This is a genomic window from Actinoplanes sp. NPDC049548, from assembly GCF_040676695.1.
Taxonomy (GTDB): Bacteria; Actinomycetota; Actinomycetes; order Mycobacteriales; family Micromonosporaceae; genus Actinoplanes.
Window position 1 is genome coordinate 344,301 of sequence record NZ_JBFAPM010000005.1, and the last position, 15,829, is coordinate 360,129.

17 protein-coding genes are annotated in these 15,829 nt (G+C 72.7%); 7 read left to right on the forward strand and 10 right to left on the reverse strand.

All coding sequences use genetic code 11. The annotated features are described in order from the left end of the window. Positions 1 to 10 precede the first annotated feature (10 nt). Both AB0J80_RS13560 and AB0J80_RS13565 read left to right on the forward strand, forming a co-directional pair. A complete protein-coding gene (locus tag AB0J80_RS13560; protein WP_364704407.1) occupies positions 11 to 568 on the forward strand; it encodes a Uma2 family endonuclease in 558 nt (185 codons plus the stop codon). Between the two features lie 541 nt (positions 569 to 1,109). Next, the gene (locus AB0J80_RS13565; protein ID WP_364704409.1) at positions 1,110 to 1,532 is read left to right on the forward strand and encodes a hypothetical protein; all 423 of its coding nucleotides are present in this window, start codon (positions 1,110 to 1,112) and stop codon (positions 1,530 to 1,532) included. Between the two features lie 55 nt (positions 1,533 to 1,587). On the opposite strand, the gene AB0J80_RS13570 is transcribed toward AB0J80_RS13565, so the two are convergent. Both AB0J80_RS13570 and AB0J80_RS13575 read right to left on the reverse strand, forming a co-directional pair. After that, on the reverse strand, positions 1,588 to 2,547 hold the full coding sequence (locus AB0J80_RS13570; RefSeq protein ID WP_364704411.1) for a complex I subunit 1 family protein: 960 nt from the start codon (positions 2,545 to 2,547) through the stop codon (positions 1,588 to 1,590). Next, positions 2,547 to 3,368: an NADH-quinone oxidoreductase subunit C gene (locus AB0J80_RS13575; RefSeq protein WP_364704412.1), complete on the reverse strand. Its 822-nt coding sequence runs from the start codon at positions 3,366 to 3,368 to the stop codon at positions 2,547 to 2,549. Before AB0J80_RS13575 ends, AB0J80_RS13570 begins: the two co-directional genes overlap by 1 nt. 124 nt (positions 3,369 to 3,492) lie before the next feature. On the opposite strand from AB0J80_RS13575, the gene AB0J80_RS13580 reads away from it, so the two are divergent. Continuing rightward, the gene (locus AB0J80_RS13580) at positions 3,493 to 3,975 is read left to right on the forward strand and encodes a SigE family RNA polymerase sigma factor (RefSeq protein ID WP_364704492.1); all 483 of its coding nucleotides are present in this window, start codon (positions 3,493 to 3,495) and stop codon (positions 3,973 to 3,975) included. Next, positions 3,968 to 4,954, forward strand: coding sequence for a hypothetical protein (locus tag AB0J80_RS13585; RefSeq protein WP_364704413.1), 987 nt, complete (start codon positions 3,968 to 3,970; stop codon positions 4,952 to 4,954). The genes AB0J80_RS13580 and AB0J80_RS13585 overlap by 8 nt, the downstream gene beginning before the upstream one ends. A gap of 4 nt (positions 4,955 to 4,958) precedes the next feature. Here AB0J80_RS13585 and AB0J80_RS13590 read toward each other — a convergent pair whose 3' ends face one another. From AB0J80_RS13590 to AB0J80_RS13610, 5 genes are all read right to left on the reverse strand, one after another. Beyond that, positions 4,959 to 6,263, reverse strand: coding sequence for a DUF2252 domain-containing protein (locus AB0J80_RS13590; RefSeq protein ID WP_364704415.1), 1,305 nt, complete (start codon positions 6,261 to 6,263; stop codon positions 4,959 to 4,961). Between the two features lie 63 nt (positions 6,264 to 6,326). Next, a complete protein-coding gene (locus AB0J80_RS13595) occupies positions 6,327 to 6,914 on the reverse strand; it encodes an NADH-quinone oxidoreductase subunit B family protein (protein WP_364704417.1) in 588 nt (195 codons plus the stop codon). Positions 6,915 to 6,931: 17 nt separating this feature from the next. Continuing rightward, entirely contained in the window at positions 6,932 to 8,380 is a 1,449-nt protein-coding gene (locus AB0J80_RS13600) for an aminotransferase class V-fold PLP-dependent enzyme (protein WP_364704418.1), read from the reverse strand. Continuing rightward, positions 8,377 to 9,087 carry a hypothetical protein gene (locus AB0J80_RS13605; RefSeq protein ID WP_364704419.1) on the reverse strand — a complete coding sequence of 237 codons (711 nt, stop codon included), beginning with the start codon at positions 9,085 to 9,087 and terminating at the stop codon, positions 8,377 to 8,379. Before AB0J80_RS13605 ends, AB0J80_RS13600 begins: the two co-directional genes overlap by 4 nt. Further along, positions 9,087 to 10,520, reverse strand: coding sequence for an MFS transporter (locus AB0J80_RS13610; RefSeq protein WP_364704493.1), 1,434 nt, complete (start codon positions 10,518 to 10,520; stop codon positions 9,087 to 9,089). Before AB0J80_RS13610 ends, AB0J80_RS13605 begins: the two co-directional genes overlap by 1 nt. Here AB0J80_RS13610 and AB0J80_RS13615 point away from each other — a divergent pair. Next, positions 10,471 to 11,889, forward strand: a complete 1,419-nt coding sequence (locus AB0J80_RS13615; RefSeq protein ID WP_364704421.1) for a gamma-glutamyltransferase — start codon at positions 10,471 to 10,473, stop codon at positions 11,887 to 11,889. The two genes, AB0J80_RS13610 and AB0J80_RS13615, sit on opposite strands and share 50 nt — an antisense overlap. Here AB0J80_RS13615 and AB0J80_RS13620 read toward each other — a convergent pair. Then, positions 11,808 to 12,782 (reverse strand): NAD-dependent epimerase/dehydratase family protein, encoded by a 975-nt coding sequence (locus AB0J80_RS13620; protein WP_364704423.1) that lies wholly within the window; start codon positions 12,780 to 12,782, stop codon positions 11,808 to 11,810. The two genes, AB0J80_RS13615 and AB0J80_RS13620, sit on opposite strands and share 82 nt — an antisense overlap. A 92-nt stretch (positions 12,783 to 12,874) precedes the next feature. Here AB0J80_RS13620 and AB0J80_RS13625 point away from each other — a divergent pair, with 92 nt between their 5' ends. After that, on the forward strand, positions 12,875 to 13,537 hold the full coding sequence (locus AB0J80_RS13625; protein ID WP_364704424.1) for a TetR/AcrR family transcriptional regulator: 663 nt from the start codon (positions 12,875 to 12,877) through the stop codon (positions 13,535 to 13,537). On the opposite strand, the gene AB0J80_RS13630 is transcribed toward AB0J80_RS13625, so the two are convergent. Together AB0J80_RS13630 and AB0J80_RS13635 are read right to left on the reverse strand one after the other, a co-directional pair. Then, the gene (locus tag AB0J80_RS13630) at positions 13,534 to 14,337 is read right to left on the reverse strand and encodes an SAM-dependent methyltransferase (RefSeq protein ID WP_364704426.1); all 804 of its coding nucleotides are present in this window, start codon (positions 14,335 to 14,337) and stop codon (positions 13,534 to 13,536) included. The genes AB0J80_RS13625 and AB0J80_RS13630 overlap by 4 nt on opposite strands. After that, complete coding sequence (locus tag AB0J80_RS13635; RefSeq protein ID WP_364704428.1) at positions 14,337 to 14,639, reverse strand: MGMT family protein; 303 nt, start codon at positions 14,637 to 14,639, stop codon at positions 14,337 to 14,339. The genes AB0J80_RS13630 and AB0J80_RS13635 overlap by 1 nt, the downstream gene beginning before the upstream one ends. Before the next feature lie 61 nt (positions 14,640 to 14,700). Between AB0J80_RS13635 and proB the strand changes: the two genes are divergently transcribed. After that, positions 14,701 to 15,813, forward strand: a complete 1,113-nt coding sequence (gene proB / locus AB0J80_RS13640) for a glutamate 5-kinase (RefSeq protein WP_364704429.1) — start codon at positions 14,701 to 14,703, stop codon at positions 15,811 to 15,813. Positions 15,814 to 15,829: the final 16 nt, after the last annotated feature.

Here is a 15,829-nt window from a genome sequence, read left to right on the forward strand (position 1 = left end):
GACCGTTGCGATGAACGTCGTCCCGCCGTCCGACGGCTGGACGACCGATGATCTCGACGCCTTGCCCGAGGATGGCCTGCGCCGTGAACTGATCGATGGAGTACTCCTGGTGTCTCCCGCCCCCTCGAACATTCACCAGATCATCGCCGCCCGCCTGATGGTCGCCCTCGAGGCGAGTTGTCCCGACGACCTCGAGGTCACGCAGGGCAACGAGGTCCGGATCAGCACGCGCCGAGCACTCATTCCCGATGTCCTCGTCACCACCGATGCCGCGGCCAGCCGTCGCGGTCACTTCTACGCGCCACAGGAAGTTCTGCTGGCCGTGGAGATCGTGTCTCCGACGTCGCAGAGCATGGACCGTGTCATGAAGCCGGCGCTCTACGCGAAAGCCGGAATCCCCAACTACTGGCTGGTCGAGACGCATGGTGGCCTGACCGTGCAGACCTACCAGCTCGAGTACGAGGACGAGGTTTACCAGCCGTCCGGCACGTTCACCGACTGGCTGAAGATCGACCAGCCCTGGCGCATCGAGATCCCGCTGGCGAAACTGCGGCCGCGGCATCTCTGAGCCCTAGCTCTCAGCTGCCTCTTCTCCGGCGGCGCACCAGATCGCCCGGCCACGAACGCCACGCCCGTCACCGCTGCGAACATCCAAGTCTGCGTGCCGAAAGGCGGCTCGTCGCTCCGTTCGCGGCGGCGGCCAGGCCCGTCAGCCACCTGAGAGCGGCAGACACCGTCAGTCGCCGACTCATGCGGCTCGCTCTCCCGCTGTGAAGGTAAATGCGACCGCAGGCGGTGGTGAATCACCACGCCTGCGGACCCCCCGATGACACGCCCTCCGCAGAGGAGCCCCGGGAAAATAGCAACGCCTGCGAGTCTCGCGCCCCGCGATGTGACGGCCACCATGGCGGGACGGCGGGGAAAGCGGACGGCCGGGGAGAAGACGGGCCCGGCCGCTCGCCCGATATGCGCGTACCCGGCGACAAGATCACTGTTCAGCGCCTTCACAGTTTTCTTCGTAAATAACGATGATCGTCAGTTTGTGGTCCCGTCTGTCCGGTTAAAGGTGGGCGTGACACAGTGCAACCGACCACATTGGAGGATCACTGATGGTTCGCACCGCATCCCGTCGCCGGGCGGTCCTGACCGCCTCGCTCGCCGCTGCCGGTCTGGCCGGCGTGCTCGGCGCCACTGCCCAGCCCGCTGCCGCCGCGCCCGCCGCCCTGGCGTCGCCCTGCGTGCAGAAGATCGCCGTCGTCAACAACGGCGGCTTCGTGATGAACTTCCAGATCACCACCCGCGAGGGCCAGCTGTCGGCACCGACCGACGACTACCCGATCAACCAGTGGCGGCTGATCGACCTCACCTCGACGCCCCTCGAGGAGGGCGTGGACGTGCGGCCGCTCGTGCACGCCACCGCGGGCGACGACGTGCTCGGCAACACCTTCGTGTCCTACTGCACGAACGGCCAGACGGCCACCTACACCGCCAGCGGCACGACCCTCAACTACACGGTCACCCTGCTGACGTGACGCCGTACCGGCCGGGCGCCCTCCCCTCTGGAGGGGGCGCCCGGCAGCGGGTCGCCTACAGCGCCACTTTGACCGCGGCGGTCAGGACGAGCTGACCCAGGGCGAGGGGCACCAGGACCAGCCAGCACAGGCGCTGGAGCTGGTCCTCGCGCAGCCGCGGATACGTCACGCGCAGCCAGATGATGACGAAGGACACCGCGAAGATCTTGAGCAGGGTCCACAGCCAGCCGAGATGGGCCGGGTCGGGGCCGTGCCAGCCGCCCAGGAAGAGCACGGTGGTCAGGGCGGCGATGACGACGATGCCCACGTACTCGGCGAGCAGGAAGAACGCGAAGCGCAGGCCGGTGTACTCGGTCATGTAGCCGAAGACCAGCTCGGAGTCGGCGATCGGCATGTCGAACGGGGGCCGCCGGATCTCGGCGAGCCCGGAGACGAAGAAGACGAACGCGGCGGGCGCCTGCCACAACAGCCACCACGGCGACCAGGCCTCGACGATGCCGGGCAGGCTCAGGGTGCCCGCGGCCATGGCGACGCTCGCCGCGGACAGCACCAGCGGCAGCTCGTAGCCGAGCAGCTGGGCCGCCCCCCGCAGTCCACCGAGCAGGCTGTACTTGTTGGCGGACGCCCAGGCGGACATCAGCACGGCGACGACGCCGATGCCCAGCACGGCGAGGACGAAGAACAGACCGACGTCCAAGGGCTGGGCGACGAGGCCGCCGGGTCCGAGCGGGACGGCCAGCAGCACGATCAGGTACGGGAAGAGCGCCACGATCGGCGCCAGCTGGAACACCCGGCGGTCGGCGTCACGCGGGGTGATGTCCTCCTTCTGCACGAACTTGACGCCGTCGGCGACGAGCTGCGCCCACCCGTGGAAGGCGCCGGCGTACATGGGGCCGAGCCGGCCCTGCATGTGCGCCATGACCTTGTGCTCGGCCTGGCCGACCACGAGCGGCAGGACCAGGAAGGCGGCCACGACCGCGACGACCCGTACGAGCAGGTCCAGCCAGAGCGGCATCAGCCCTCCCCCTCAGGGTTCTCGGCCTTCGGGTCCCCGGGCGTGCCGGGCGTGGCCGGGCGCTCGACGGACCGGGCCGGACGATCACCCGGCGCCGGGCGCGCGGGCCGGTCACCCGAGGCCGGGCGCGCCGGCCGGTCACCCGGCGCCGGCCGTGCCGGGCGCTCGCCCGGGGCGCGGCGGGCCGGTGTCTCGGGCGGCGGCACCTTGCCCTTCATCGGCCCCCACTCGTTCGGATCCGGCACCCCCGGCGGTCGCATCGGCGCCCGCTTGGCCACGCCGGCCTCCGACTCCCCCGGCTCCTTCGCGCCGGGCCAGGCCTTGGCGACCCGCGACGCCAGGACGAACTCCTTGCGCAGCGGGTGGCCCTCGAAGGCGGGCGGCAGCAGCAGCGGCTGGAGGTCCGGATGACGCTCGAAGCCGATGCCGAACATCTCGTGCGTCTCCCGCTCGTGCCAGGCCGCGCCCGGGAAGAGGTCGACGACCGACTCGACGGCCGGGTTCTCGCGCGGCACCCGGGCCCGGATCAGCAGGCCGTGCCGGCGCCGGGTCGACCACAGGTGAGCGACCACGGTGAACCCCTCGTCGAGCTCGTCCACCGCGGAGAGCCAGTCGAAGAAGTCGCAGCTCAGTGCCGCGGGGTCGCGGGCGGCACCGATGGCGGTCCACCAGAGGGCGGCCGGCACGTCGACGACCGCGCGCGCGTGCTCCGGGCCGCCTCCGGAGATCCCCGCGGTGATCGCCGACGGGTCCGCGGGAGCGCCGGCGTCGGGGGCTGTCAGCAGTGCGACCATCCGCTCGCCGACCTCTTCGGGCGTCATGCCGCCCATCCTATGATCCGCGACTGCGGCGCAACCCCCGGCGCTTCCCGTACGTGTAGTAGCCGTGACCTCGCCCGCCATCAGCCTCGAACCGGAGCCGCTCACCGCCGTGACAGCAACCCCAGTGACGTTCGACGAGCTGTACGCCGCGCACTACGGCGACCTGACGGTGCAGCTGTACGCCTACTTCGGCGACCGGCAGGAGGCGCAGGACGTGGTGCAGGAGGCGTTCTGCCGGGCGCTGGCGCGCTGGCGCACGGTGTCCGGCTACGACGACCCGGTCAGCTGGGTACGCCGGGTCGCCTGGAACCTCGCCGTGAGCAGATGGCGGAGGGGCCGGACGGCGCTGAACTTCCTGCGCCGCCAGCGGCCGCTCGAGGGGCAGGTCGAGGGGCCGAGCCCCGAGCGGGTGGCGCTGGTCGCGGCGCTGAGCACCCTGCCACCGGCCCAGCGGCGCGCGATGGTCCTGCACTACCTGGCCGACATGACGATCGCCGAGATCGCCGACCGGGAGGGGGTCGCCGAGGGCACGGTCAAGTCGTGGCTGCACCGGGCCCGGACCGCCCTGGCGACCCGGCTCGACACCGAGGGGGTGCGCAATGCCTGACCAGTTCGAGAGCCTCTTCGCCGGCCTGCGCGCCGAGACGTTGCCGGAGGTCCGCCCGCCGGGCACCGCCGCCGTGCACCGCACCGTGCGGCGCCGCCGGACGACCAGGTCCATGGCGGGCGCGACCGCCGTGCTCGCCGCGGCAGGCGCCTTCGCCGTCGGCGGCTTGCCCGAGCGTGAGCACCGCACCGTGCCGGACGACCCGATGACCCGGCTGACCGCCGCCGCTCAGCGCGCCGTCGACGAGCGGCTTCCCGACCGCGCCGAGCAGGCTGCCGGCCTCGTGACTGGCGGAACCGTCAAGAACTTGCCCGTTCTGACCTCCGGCGTCTACGTCCTTGCCATCGCGTGCGGGGGCGTGGGTGTGCTGGCGGTCACGGTGACCAGCTCGACCAGCGCGGGCCCGAGTCCCCAGGGCGGTGCGGACGTCTCCTGCGCGGCGAACCCACGGGTCACGACCATGCGACTCGATCTCAACCTGGACAGCGAGCTCACCGTGTCGCTCCGCGGCGACGACGCGGCCGTGCAGGGGGATGCGGTCTACTCGCTGGCGGTGGCCCACGACGAGGACGAGGAGTCGACGTCGGCGGACCCGCAGTCGTCGTGGAACGCCGGTCGGGCCGCCGGGCTGCTCCCCTCGGGCGGCTCGATTTCGCCGACGCGGATCACCACCGAGCTGCCGAGTCAGACGAGCCGGATGAGGCCGGAGGCCGGGAACTACGAGTTCCGGATGGCCTGCGCCGGACCGGGCAGCGTAAGCGTCAAGGTGCAACGGGTGAAGCTGCGCGACGGGCGGCGGGACGGCACCGGCAAGGTCCTGGCGGAAGAGCAGGTCAGCTGCATCGACATCGACCCACGGCAGAGCGACTCGATCATCACCGTGGACCTGAGCCAGGGGGCGGAACTCGCCGTGACGGTCACCCCGGACAAGGCGGCCCGCAACCGGGCGGGCTTCGCGTACTTCCTCGCCCGGCTGTGAGTGTTCAGCCCAGGCCGGGGAGGCGGCCGTTGCGGAACAGGTCGACGAAGTCCTGGTGGTCCTCGCGCGCCTGGTCGCCGTACTTGTGGGCGAAGTCGACCAGGAGGCCGACGAAGCCGGCCTCGTCCTTGTCGATCTCGGCCACGATCGACTCCTCGGTGGAGAAGTCGACGAGGTCGTGGCTGGACTCGTCGTCGGCGACCGAGTGCATGCGGGCCACCGCGCGGCCCAGGTCGGCGAGGACGCCGGTCAGCTCCTCGGGCTCGTTGACGTCGGCCCAGTCCAGGTCGGCCGCGTACGGCGAGACCTCCGCGACGAGCTGGCCCACGCCGTTGAGCTCGGTGTAGCCCACCCACGGGTCGGCGTGCGCCTGCAGGGCCCGCTGCGACTCGGCCGTGCGGTGGCCCTGGTGGCGGAAGTAGCCGCGGACCCGCTCGTCGTCGATCCAGCGGGCGACCGCCGGCACCTGGGCCTGCTTCATGTAGATGATGACGTCGTTCTCCAGCGCCTGGGTGTGCCCCTCCAGCAGCAGGTTGTACGAGGGCAGCCCGGCCGACCCGATGCCGACGCCCTTGCGCAGCTTGATGTCCTTGATGTTCGTCGACACTCCGTCGCCGCCCGAGGGCAGCGTGGCGAGGTACTGCTCGAACGCGGCCCGGACGGTGGCGGCGGTCGCCTCGTCGACGTCGTACACGCCGTCGCCGAGGGAGAAGCGGCGCTCGTAGTCGTCGATCGTGGTCTGCGCGGCGAGCAGGTCGACCCGAGTGTTGAGGCGGGCCTCCTGGAGCACCCGGCGCAGCACGCCGTCGGCGTTGTCCAGGGTGATCGAGCCGATCGCGTCGTCGCCGCCCTGGGCGATGGCCCGCAGCTCGGTGAGGTACGCCCCGGCGAACGTCCGGACCAGCGAGGTGATCACGTCGTCGGAGAGCGCCTTGCTGTAGCCGATCAGGGCGACGCTGGCGCAGAACCGCTTGAGGTCCCAGATGAACGGGCCGACGTACGCCTCGTCGAAGTCGTTGACGTTGAAGACCAGCTGGCCGGAGGAGTTCATGTAGGTGCCGAAGTTCTCGGCGTGCAGGTCGCCGTGGATCCACACCCGGCTGGTCCGCTCGTCGAGGAAACGGTCGTCGGTGTACGCGCCGGTCATGTCCGCGTAGAAGAGCGAGGCGCTGCCCCGGTAGAACGCGAACGGCGACGCCGCCATCTTGCGGAACTTGCGCCGGAACGCCGCCGGATCGATCGCCATCAGCTCACCGAACTCCCTGGTGAGCACGTCGATGATGAAGTCCGACCGCGGTTGATCACTCATTCCCGCAGAGTAGCCCCGCGAGTCGATGCCTGTATGTCACAAGGACGACGCAGCGGCGGCGTGTCAGGCCGGCGGCCGCACGACCGGCGCCGTGAGCGACGCCGCGTCCCGGGAGGAGGCGGAGGAATCCGGCGGACCGGGCACCAGGGCGTCGCCGGACCGCAGCGGGTCGGGCCGCGGGACGCCGCCCGGGCCGGACTGCTCGGCGGCGATCTTCTCCTGCAGGCGCAGAATGCCGTGCAGCAGGGCCTCGGGCCGGGGCGGGCACCCCGGCACGTAGACGTCGACCGGGATGAGCTGGTCGACGCCCTTGGTCACCGAGTAGGAGTCCCAGTACGGCCCGCCGCAGTTGGAGCAGGAGCCGAACGAGATCACGTACTTGGGCTCGGGCATCTGGTCGTAGAGCCGCTTGATCGCCGGTGCCATCTTGTCGGTCACGGTGCCCGAGACGACCATGAGGTCGGCCTGGCGGGGGCCGTGGGCGAACGGGATCACGCCGAGGCGGATGAAGTCGTGCCGGCCCATGCTGGTCGCGATGAACTCGATGGCGCAGCAGGCCAGGCCGAAGTTGAAGACCCACAACGAGTAGCGGCGCCCCCAGTTCAGCACGAACTTGATGGGCTCCCCGAGCACTCCTGGCAGACCGGCCACGCCGCCCAACCTACCCTTTACCAGGCGGGCCGCTGGAGCAGGCTCAGGAAGCCGGCGAGCAGCGCCTCGCGCAGCGCGGGCGGGGCGGCGTCCAGCAGCGTGTTCACGGCCGCCATCGGCCCCGTGCCGCCGTCGCCGAGGCCGAGACCTCCGGCCAGGCCCTCGATCAGCTCGGGCGTCACCATCTCCGGCGTCAGCGCGCCCGCCGTCCGCACCAGCTCGGGCGGCAGCGCCACCGGGCCGCGGGTGCGGGTCGCCGCGACGGCGGCGGTCAGGTCGGGCGCGAAGTCCGCGGCGGTCGCGCTGACCGCGGCGGTCACGGTCAGGTGCAGGGTCGGGGGCAGCTTCGCGTACGCGAGCTGAGGCTGGGTGTGCCAGCCCCGCGCGGCCAGCTCGTCGGCGAGCACGAACAGGTCGACGCCGGGCTCGGCGGCGAGGCAGACCACCGTGGTCTCGGGCGGGGCGAACAGGCGTACGCCCTCGGCAGCCCGCACCGCGGCGGCCAGGACCGACACGGCCTCCCGGGTCTTCGCGGCCAATGCCAGGTAGCCGTCGTCGCCGATGTGCCGCAGCGTCGCGAGGGCCGCGGCGATCGGACCGCCGGACCGGGTGGACGAGACCACCGGGTTGATCATCGTGTAGCCCGGCCAGTCCGCGTACGCGAAGTACTGCGGCAGGCGCAGCGAGGCGTCGCGGTGCAGCAGGAGGGAGACGCCCTTGGGCGCGTACGCGTACTTGTGCAGGTCGACCGAGACGCTGGTGACGCCGGGCACGTCGAAGCCGAAGGCCGGCAGGCCGGCGCCGAGGCGCCGCAGGTAGGGCAGCACCCAGCCGCCGAAGCAGGCGTCGACGTGGCAGCGCACACCCCGCTCGGCGGCGAGGGCGGCCAGCTCCGGGATCGGGTCGACGACGCCGTGCGCGTAGGACGGCGCCGAACCGGCGATCAGCACGGTGTCCGGCCCGATCCGCTCGGCCGTCGCCGCGACGTCGGCGCGCAGGTCGTCGCCGACCGGGACGACGTCCAGCGCCACCCGCAGGTAGTGCGCGGCCTTGGCGAACGCGGCGTGCGCCGTCGAGGGCACGACGATCCGCGGCTCCCTCGTGGTCGCCGCGTCGCGGGCCGCCTTGACCGCCAGCAGCAGCGATTCGGTGCCGCCGCTGGTCACGCTGCCCACCATCGCGGGCGCGGCCGTCGCGGGTCCCGCGCCGAGCAGCCGCCCGGCGGCGGCCACCAGCGCGTTCTCCATGGCGAGCAGGGAGGGGAAGGCGGTCGGGTCCAGGCCGTTGACGTGCGCCGAGATCGCGTACGCGGCCCGCGCCAGCTCGTCGAGGCCCGGCACGTCGGGGTCGTAGACGTACGCGAACAGCCGCCCGCCGTGCGTGGGCAGGTCCGCCTCCCGCAACCCGCGCAGCTCCGCGAGCACCTGCTCGGCCGGTACGCCGTGCGCCGGCAACCCCTCGATCACGCGTCCTCCTGCACTCCGAACCAGGCACGCGGCAACTCCGTGGACGCGGTGGTTCGGTCGGCGACCAGCCTCCGCCAGAGCCGCCAGCCGTCGCCACCGGCTGTCTTCCTCAACGCCGCCGTCGGCGACCATCGGGCGGCGTCCAGCGCCTCGACCTCACTCACGAACGTCCGGGCCAGCCGGTCCTCCTCCGGGCGCAGCAGAAACAGCCCGAGGGTCAGGAACGGCAGCGCCTCGGCGTCGTCGCGCCAGGCGCCCGGCTCGTGCAGGCGGCACCACGCCAGGTAGCGCACCGCCTGCCCGGTCGCCTCCGGGCCGAGCTCCAGCGCCGACTCGACCAGCGCCGCGAGGGTCTCGGCCGGCACGACCTGGTCGATCGTGCGGACCAGCACCAGGCAGGCGAACAGCCGCGCGACGTGCTGACGCCACCCCGCGGAACCCGGCCGGCGATCCGGGTCGGCCGGTCTCTCGAAGCCCGCCAGCGACAGCACCTCGCCCGGCGCCCAGGCCAGCCACTCCGGCAGCCGGCGGGCGTCCAGCACCTCCTCGATCCCCTGCCGGTGCTCCTCGACCCGCATGCCGTGGTCCAGGCAGGCCAGCTCCCGCACGATCGAGGCGTTCACCCGGGTACGCACCCAGCCGTGCAGGGCCATCTCGTCCGGCCGGAGCTCGTTGAGCACCCGGACCAGCTCCCCCTCGGGCGGCATCAGCGTCTCCCCGGTCGGTCGTCGTAACGCCGCAGCAGCAGGACCGCCGCCGCCACGAGCAGGGCAGGGATGAGCGTAAAGCCGAGCAGCACGCCCAGCCGGGCCGTCGCATCCTGCACCGCAGCCTCCCCTGTGGATGACGAGGCGTATCCGAACAGCTGAAGGACCAGGGCATACACGCCCGGGCCCAGCGCGAGGCCGAGTGTTTCGCCCGCTGTCCACAGGCCGGTGAAGACGCCCGCCTGGCGGCGGCCGGTTCTGGCAGTCTCGTGGTCGATGCAGTCGGGGAGCATCGCCATCGCGAAGACCTGCTGGCCGGCGTAACCGCAGCCGATCACGGCCACGGTCAGGTAGGCGACGGTGACCGGCAGCGATCCGGCCGCGAGCAGGGCGAGGGCGCCGGCGGCGAAGAGAAGGGAGGAGACGATGAGCGCACGCAGCTTGCCGAGGCGGGCACCTACCCGGCTCCAGGCGGGCATCACGAGCAGGGCCGGGCCGACGAACGCGGCGAAGAGGAAGGTCGCTCCGGACTCCTGCACGATGACGTGGTCGGCGAAGTACTGCACGCCCGCGAGCATGGTGCCGATGCCGGCGGCCTGGACCACCCAACAGGCGAGGAGACCACGGAACGGCACGTTGGATGCCGCGATTCTCAGTTGGCCGCGCAGGCTGGGTTCAGATGCCGATGCGGCACGGGAGTCTGCTGTGCGCGTACCGAAAAAGGCACCCAGGGTGCCCACGACGATGAGGGCGCCGACGAACGCGCCGGACCACCGGTGGCCGGCCAGGCCGCCGCCACCCAGGTCGACCACCAGCGGGGCGAGCGCCCCCGAGACCAGGATGGCCAGGGCCAGGACGGCGACCCGCCATGTCATGAGGCGGGTGCGTTCGGCGTATCCGGCGGTCAGTTCGGCGGGCATCGCGACGTACGGCACCTGGAAGAAGGCGAACGCGGTGGCCGCGGCGAGGAAGGTCGCGGCGACGTAGGCGCCGGCCCGGCCGCCGGTGCCCACCGGTCCGGCGAAGATCGCTGCGAAGAGGACGGCGAGCAGCAGGCCCGCGCCGAGCAGGAAGGGCCGGCGCTCGCCGCTGCGGTCGCAGACGCGGCCGGCGACCGGGTTGACGAGCACGTCCCACGCCTTCGGCAGCAGCACCAGAAGTCCTGCGACACCCGCGGCGACGCCGAGGGTGTCCGTCAGATAGGGCAGGAGGAGCAGACCGGGCACGGTGCCGAAAGGGCCCGTGACCAGCGAACCGAGGGCGTAGCCGGCCAGCGTGCGACGCGGCAGGCGCTTGCCCTGCCGTACGTCGCAGGAGGGACCGGCTGTCGTCATGGACGCGGATCGTAACCACGGGTGGGCCGCGGCGCCTACGCTTCGCCCAATGGAGATTTCCCCACGGACGGGACGGGTCGCCGCCGGGGTCGCCGCCAGCCATCCGGCGACGGCCGAGGCGGGGCTGCGGATCCTGCGCGCCGGCGGGACGGCCGCCGACGCCGCGGTCGCCGCCGTGCTCGCGACCTGCGCCGCCGAGACCGTCTACACCGGACTGGGCGGTGGCGGGTTCGCCACGTACTTCGACGCCGCCTCGGGCGAGGTGACCTGTCTCGACTTCTTCGTCTCGGTCCCGGGCACCGACGGCGACCGCAGGCCGGGCCCGATGGTGGCGGTCGACGTGTTCTTCGGCGGGGTGCCGCAGGTCTACTCGATCGGCGGGGCCAGCGTGGCGGTGCCGGGCGTGCCCGCCGGCTGCGGCGAGGTGCACCGGCGCTGGGGACGGCTGCCCTGGGCCGCGCTGGTGACACCGGCCTACGAGCTGGCCGTGGCCGGTGTCGAGCTGCCACCCGCCCACGCGCGCACGCTCGACGCCTGCGCGCCGGCGCTCGCTCACGGTGACGGTGCCGACATCTACGCGCCGGGCGGGCAGCTGCTGCAGGGCGGCGACCGGCTGTTCCACCCCGGCCTGGCGACGGCGTTCGAGGCGCTCGCCGAGGAAGGCCCTGCCCTCTTCTACACCGGGGCGTACGCAGCGCTGACGGTCGAGACGGTACGCGCGGCCGGCGGCGCCCTGGGCCCGATGGACCTCGCCGGCTACCGGGTGCTGGAGACGCCGGTCGACCACGCGATGCTCGGCAGCTACCGGGTGCGGGCCCGCCACGATCTCAATCGGACGGTGGACACGATCGCGGCGCTCCCCGCCGACCTGGCCGCGCTGCCCCGCCCCGACCGGGCCGTCGCCGTGGCCGCGGCGCTGCGCGACCGGGGCCGGCAGAAGATCGGCGACACCACCAACGTCTCGGTGGTCGACCCCGAGGGCAACGCCTGCGTGATCACCACGACGATGGGGCTCGGCGCGGCGGTCTGGCTGCCCGGCCTCGGCATCAACCTCAACTCCATGCTCGGCGAGGGCGAGCTGATCACCGACGACCTCGCCCCCGGCCGCCGGATGTCGTCGAACATGTGCCCGCTGGTGGTGATCGACGAGTCCGGGGCGCTGGCGGTGGCCATCGGCTCCGCCGGGGCGTCACGGATCCGCACCGCGCTGGTGGACACGCTGATCGGGGTGCTGGCCGACGGCCTGGACATGCCGGCGGCCATCGCGAGGCCGCGGTTCCACGTGGTCGACGACACGGTCCACGCCGAGCCGGGCTATCCGCGCGACGAGCTGGAGGCGTTGGTGGAGGCCGGTTGGCAGCTGCACGAGTGGCCCGAGATCAACCACTACTTCGGCGGGGTCACCGCCGTGGGGGTGGGCGGCGCGGCCGGCGATCCGCGCCGCGACGGGGTCGGCCTGCTGCTCTGACTCTCCTCGCGCAGCACCACGTCCAGGTCGGTCGCGGTCAGGCCGAACGTGTCCGCCGTCTCGCGCGAGTCCAGCAGGAACGGCCCGTAGAACTGGTAGTCCATCTCGGCGAGCTCGCGCGCCATGGGCACGGCCAGGCCGGCCGTGCGCATGACCCAGCGCGGCAGGCGCCGGACCGCGACCGCGGGGCTGCCGGTCAGCTCGGCGTAGCGGGCGGCCAGCTCGCGGACGCTGACGGCGGGCTGCGACGGCACGTGCCAGGCCAGGCCCCAGGCGCGCTCGTCGCGGGCCAGGGTGACCAGCGTGCGGGCCATGTCGCCGATGTACGTCCAGGTGTGCGGCGCGTCCGGGTCGCCGGGCAGCCACGCCGTGCGTCCCTTGGCGATCGCCGGGAGCAGCACGGCGGAGAAGACGCCGTCCGCGCCGGCGCCGACGTAGTCCGAGCCCCGGGCCTCGAACGTCCGGATCCCGCTCGCGAGCGCGTCCTCCCACATGGCGATCCGGACCCGCCCCTTGCGGCCGGTCGCGGCGAGCGGGGTGCGCTCGGTCATCCGGCCGCCCGGCTGCGGGCCGTACCCGTAGAGGTTGCCGGTGATGGCCAGGACGGCGTCGTTCTCCCTCGCCGCATTGATCATCGCGGCGGAGACCGGCGGCCAGAGCTCCGGCCATCTCGTGTACGCCATGTTCGCGCAGTTGTAGATCACGGCCGCGCCCCGGGTCAGCTCGCACAGGCGGCCGGCGTCGGCGGCGTCCGCCGCGATGCGTTCGATCAACGGGTGCTCGGGTCCCGACCCGCTGCGGGTGACGACGCGGACGGTCTCGCCCTCGTCGGCGAGCAGGCGGGCTACCGCCGAACCGACCGGTCCGGCACCGACGACGACCTGGGTTGCCATAGCGTTCTCCTTTGTGAGCACTGCTCTCCATAGGAAACACCGATCCGCGCTCGCCGTCAAGAGCAGTGCTCTCGGTATGGCACACTGTTCACATGACCGCTGCCTCGATCCGTGCCCGGCTCCGCGCCGAGATGACCGACGAGATCAAGGCCGCCGCGCGCCGCCACCTCGCCACCGACGGCGCGAACCTGTCGCTGCGGGCGGTCGCCCGGGAGCTCGGCATGGCGTCCTCGGCGGTCTACCGCTACTTCGCCAGCCGGGACGAGCTGCTCACGGCGCTGATCATCGACGCGTACGACGCCCTGGGCGCCGCCGCCGAAGCCGCCGCGGAGCAGGGCTCCTGGCTCGCGGTGTGTCACGCCGTACGGGACTGGGCGCTGGCCAACCCGCACGAGTGGGCGCTGATCTACGGCAGCCCGGTGCCCGGATACCAGGCCCCCAGCGACACGGTCGGCCCGGCGATCCGGGTGATCCTGGCGCTCGGCCGCGTCGTGCAGGAGGCCGCGGCCGCCGGCCGGGTCGAGATCGGCCGGCCCGTCGGCGGACGACTGGGCGCGGAACTCGCAGGGGTGGCCGAACGCGCGGCGCCGGGCGTACCTCCCCAGCTGGTCGCCCGCTGCATGGCCGGCTGGATCCATTGCTGCGGCGCGGTCAGCGCGGAGCTGTTCGGGCAGCTCAACAACACCATCGACGAGCGCCGCGAGTTCTTCGAGTTCCAGATGCGCGGCGCGATGTCCTGGATCGGGATCCGCTAGAGCTTCCGCGCGTGCAGCAGGTGCCCGCCCGGGGTGTCCTTCGGCACGTCGGGCCGGCCGAAATAGCGGGCCGCGAGCTCCGCCGGCCCGAGATCCTCGATCTCGCCGAACCCGCTCTCCCGCAGCAGCATGGCCACCTCGGCCGGCATGAAGGACGACCGCCACGGCTCCCCGACGCGCGCCGCCCGGGCCGCCCGCGCCTCCAGGGACGCCCGCCGCTCGGCCGACATCGACGCCGTCGGCATCGCGTAGTCGAACACCACCTCGGCCCGGTCGACCCCCGCGACGAAGCCCAGGGTCTCGTCGACCCCCTCACGGCTGAGATAAGGCACGACGCCGAGCCACATGAAGAAGGCCCCCGGCCGCGCCGCAAACCTGTCACCCAGCGACTCCTTCTCGAAGTCCACCGGCACGTAGGTCAGCGTCGCCGGCACCTCGATCCCCTCGTCCCGCAGCCGCCGCCGCTTCCACGCCTGGGTGTCCGGGTGGTCGACCTCGACCACTTCCAGCCCCGGGTACGGGTTCCGATAGGCGAACGTGTCCAGGCCGGCGCCGAGCACCACCACCTGCCGCGTACCCCGAGCCACGGCCGTGGCCAGGGCGTCCTCGGCGAAACGGGCCCGCGCGGCGATGAACAGCCGCTGCCCCCGGCGGCCCGGCGCCTCCTCGGTGTCCGGCGCCTCCCCGACGATCCGCACGGCCAGCGGGTCCGCGAAGATCGCCCCGCCGTCCATGACCTGATGTGCCGCCCGGTACCGCGCCGCGCTGTACGCCGTGCGGCTCGGCCGTCCCGCCTCCATCAGGGCGTCCAGCCGGCGCGGGCCATGTCCACGTGATCGCCCCTCAGGGGCACTCCTTCGCTCAGCAAGCGCTGCCTCGCCTCCTGCTCGTGCCCCGGCGGCATGCGCCCGGAACCGGTCACCACCCGATGCCACGGAACGCCGCCGCCGTGGCGAGCCATGATCGTCCCCACCTGACGCGGCGAGTTCCGGCCCGACCGCTCGGCGAGGGCGTCGGCCACCGCGCCGTAGGACATGACCCGGCCCTCGGGGATGCTCTCCACGAGCCGCAGCACCTCTTCGACGTACTCCTGCGGTGTCACCGTCGCCACGATATGGGATCCGCGCCGGGGTTCGCCGACCCCGGCGAGCAGAATGGTGCAGGTGCGCGAAGAGGTGACCGGTGCCCGCCGCGTCGTCGTCAAGGTGGGGTCGTCCTCGCTGACCACGGCCGCCGGCGGGATCGACGAGCAGCGGGTCGACGCCCTGGTCGACGTGCTGGGCAGGCATGCCACCCAGGGCCGGGAGGTGGTGCTGGTCTCCAGCGGCGCCATCGCCGCGGGCCTGGCGCCGCTCAGGCTGCGCCGGCGACCGCGCGACCTCGCCACCCAGCAGGCGGCGGCCTCGGTGGGTCAGGGCCTGCTGATCGGACGGTACGCGGCCGGCTTCGCCCGCCACGGCCTCACGGTGGGCCAGGTGCTGCTCACCGTCGACGACGTGACCCGGCGCGCCCACTACCGCAACGCGTACAGGACCCTGCGCAAGCTGCTCGACCTGGGCGCGCTGCCGATCGTGAACGAGAACGACACGGTCGCCACCGAGGAGATCCGCTTCGGCGACAACGACCGCCTCGCCGCCCTCGTCGCCGCCCTCGTCCAGGCGGACCTGCTGATCCTGCTCTCCGACGTGGACGCCCTCTACACCGGCGACCCCGCGGACCCGGCATCCCGCCGCATCACCTCCGTACGCGACGAGGCGGACCTGGAGGGCATCGCCATCGGCTCCGCGGGCAAGGCGGGTGTCGGCACGGGCGGCATGGTGACCAAGGTCGAAGCCGCCCGCATCGCCACGGGCTTCGGCATCCCCGTCGTGCTGACCGCGGCGCCGATGGCCGGCCCGGTGCTGGAAGGCGAGGAGGTCGGCACCCTCTTCCAGGCGATGCCGACCCGGCCCACCGCCCGGCTGTTCTGGCTCGCCCACGCGACGTCCCCCCGCGGCCGGCTGCACCTCGACGCGGGTGCCGTGGCCGCGGTGGTCGCCCGCCGCAAGTCGCTGCTGCCCGCGGGCATCACGGCGGTGGACGGCTCGTTCGCGGCCGGCGACCCGGTCGACCTGGTCGACGCCGACTCGGGGGCCCCGGTGGCCCGAGGCCTGGTGAACTACGACGCCGTAGAACTTCCCGCCCTCCTCGGGCGGTCCACGCCGGAGCTGGCGGCGGCCCTCGGGCCAGGATATGAACGAGAGGTCGTGCACCGCGACGACCTGGTCCTTCTCTGAACCTCCCAGGAGTGAT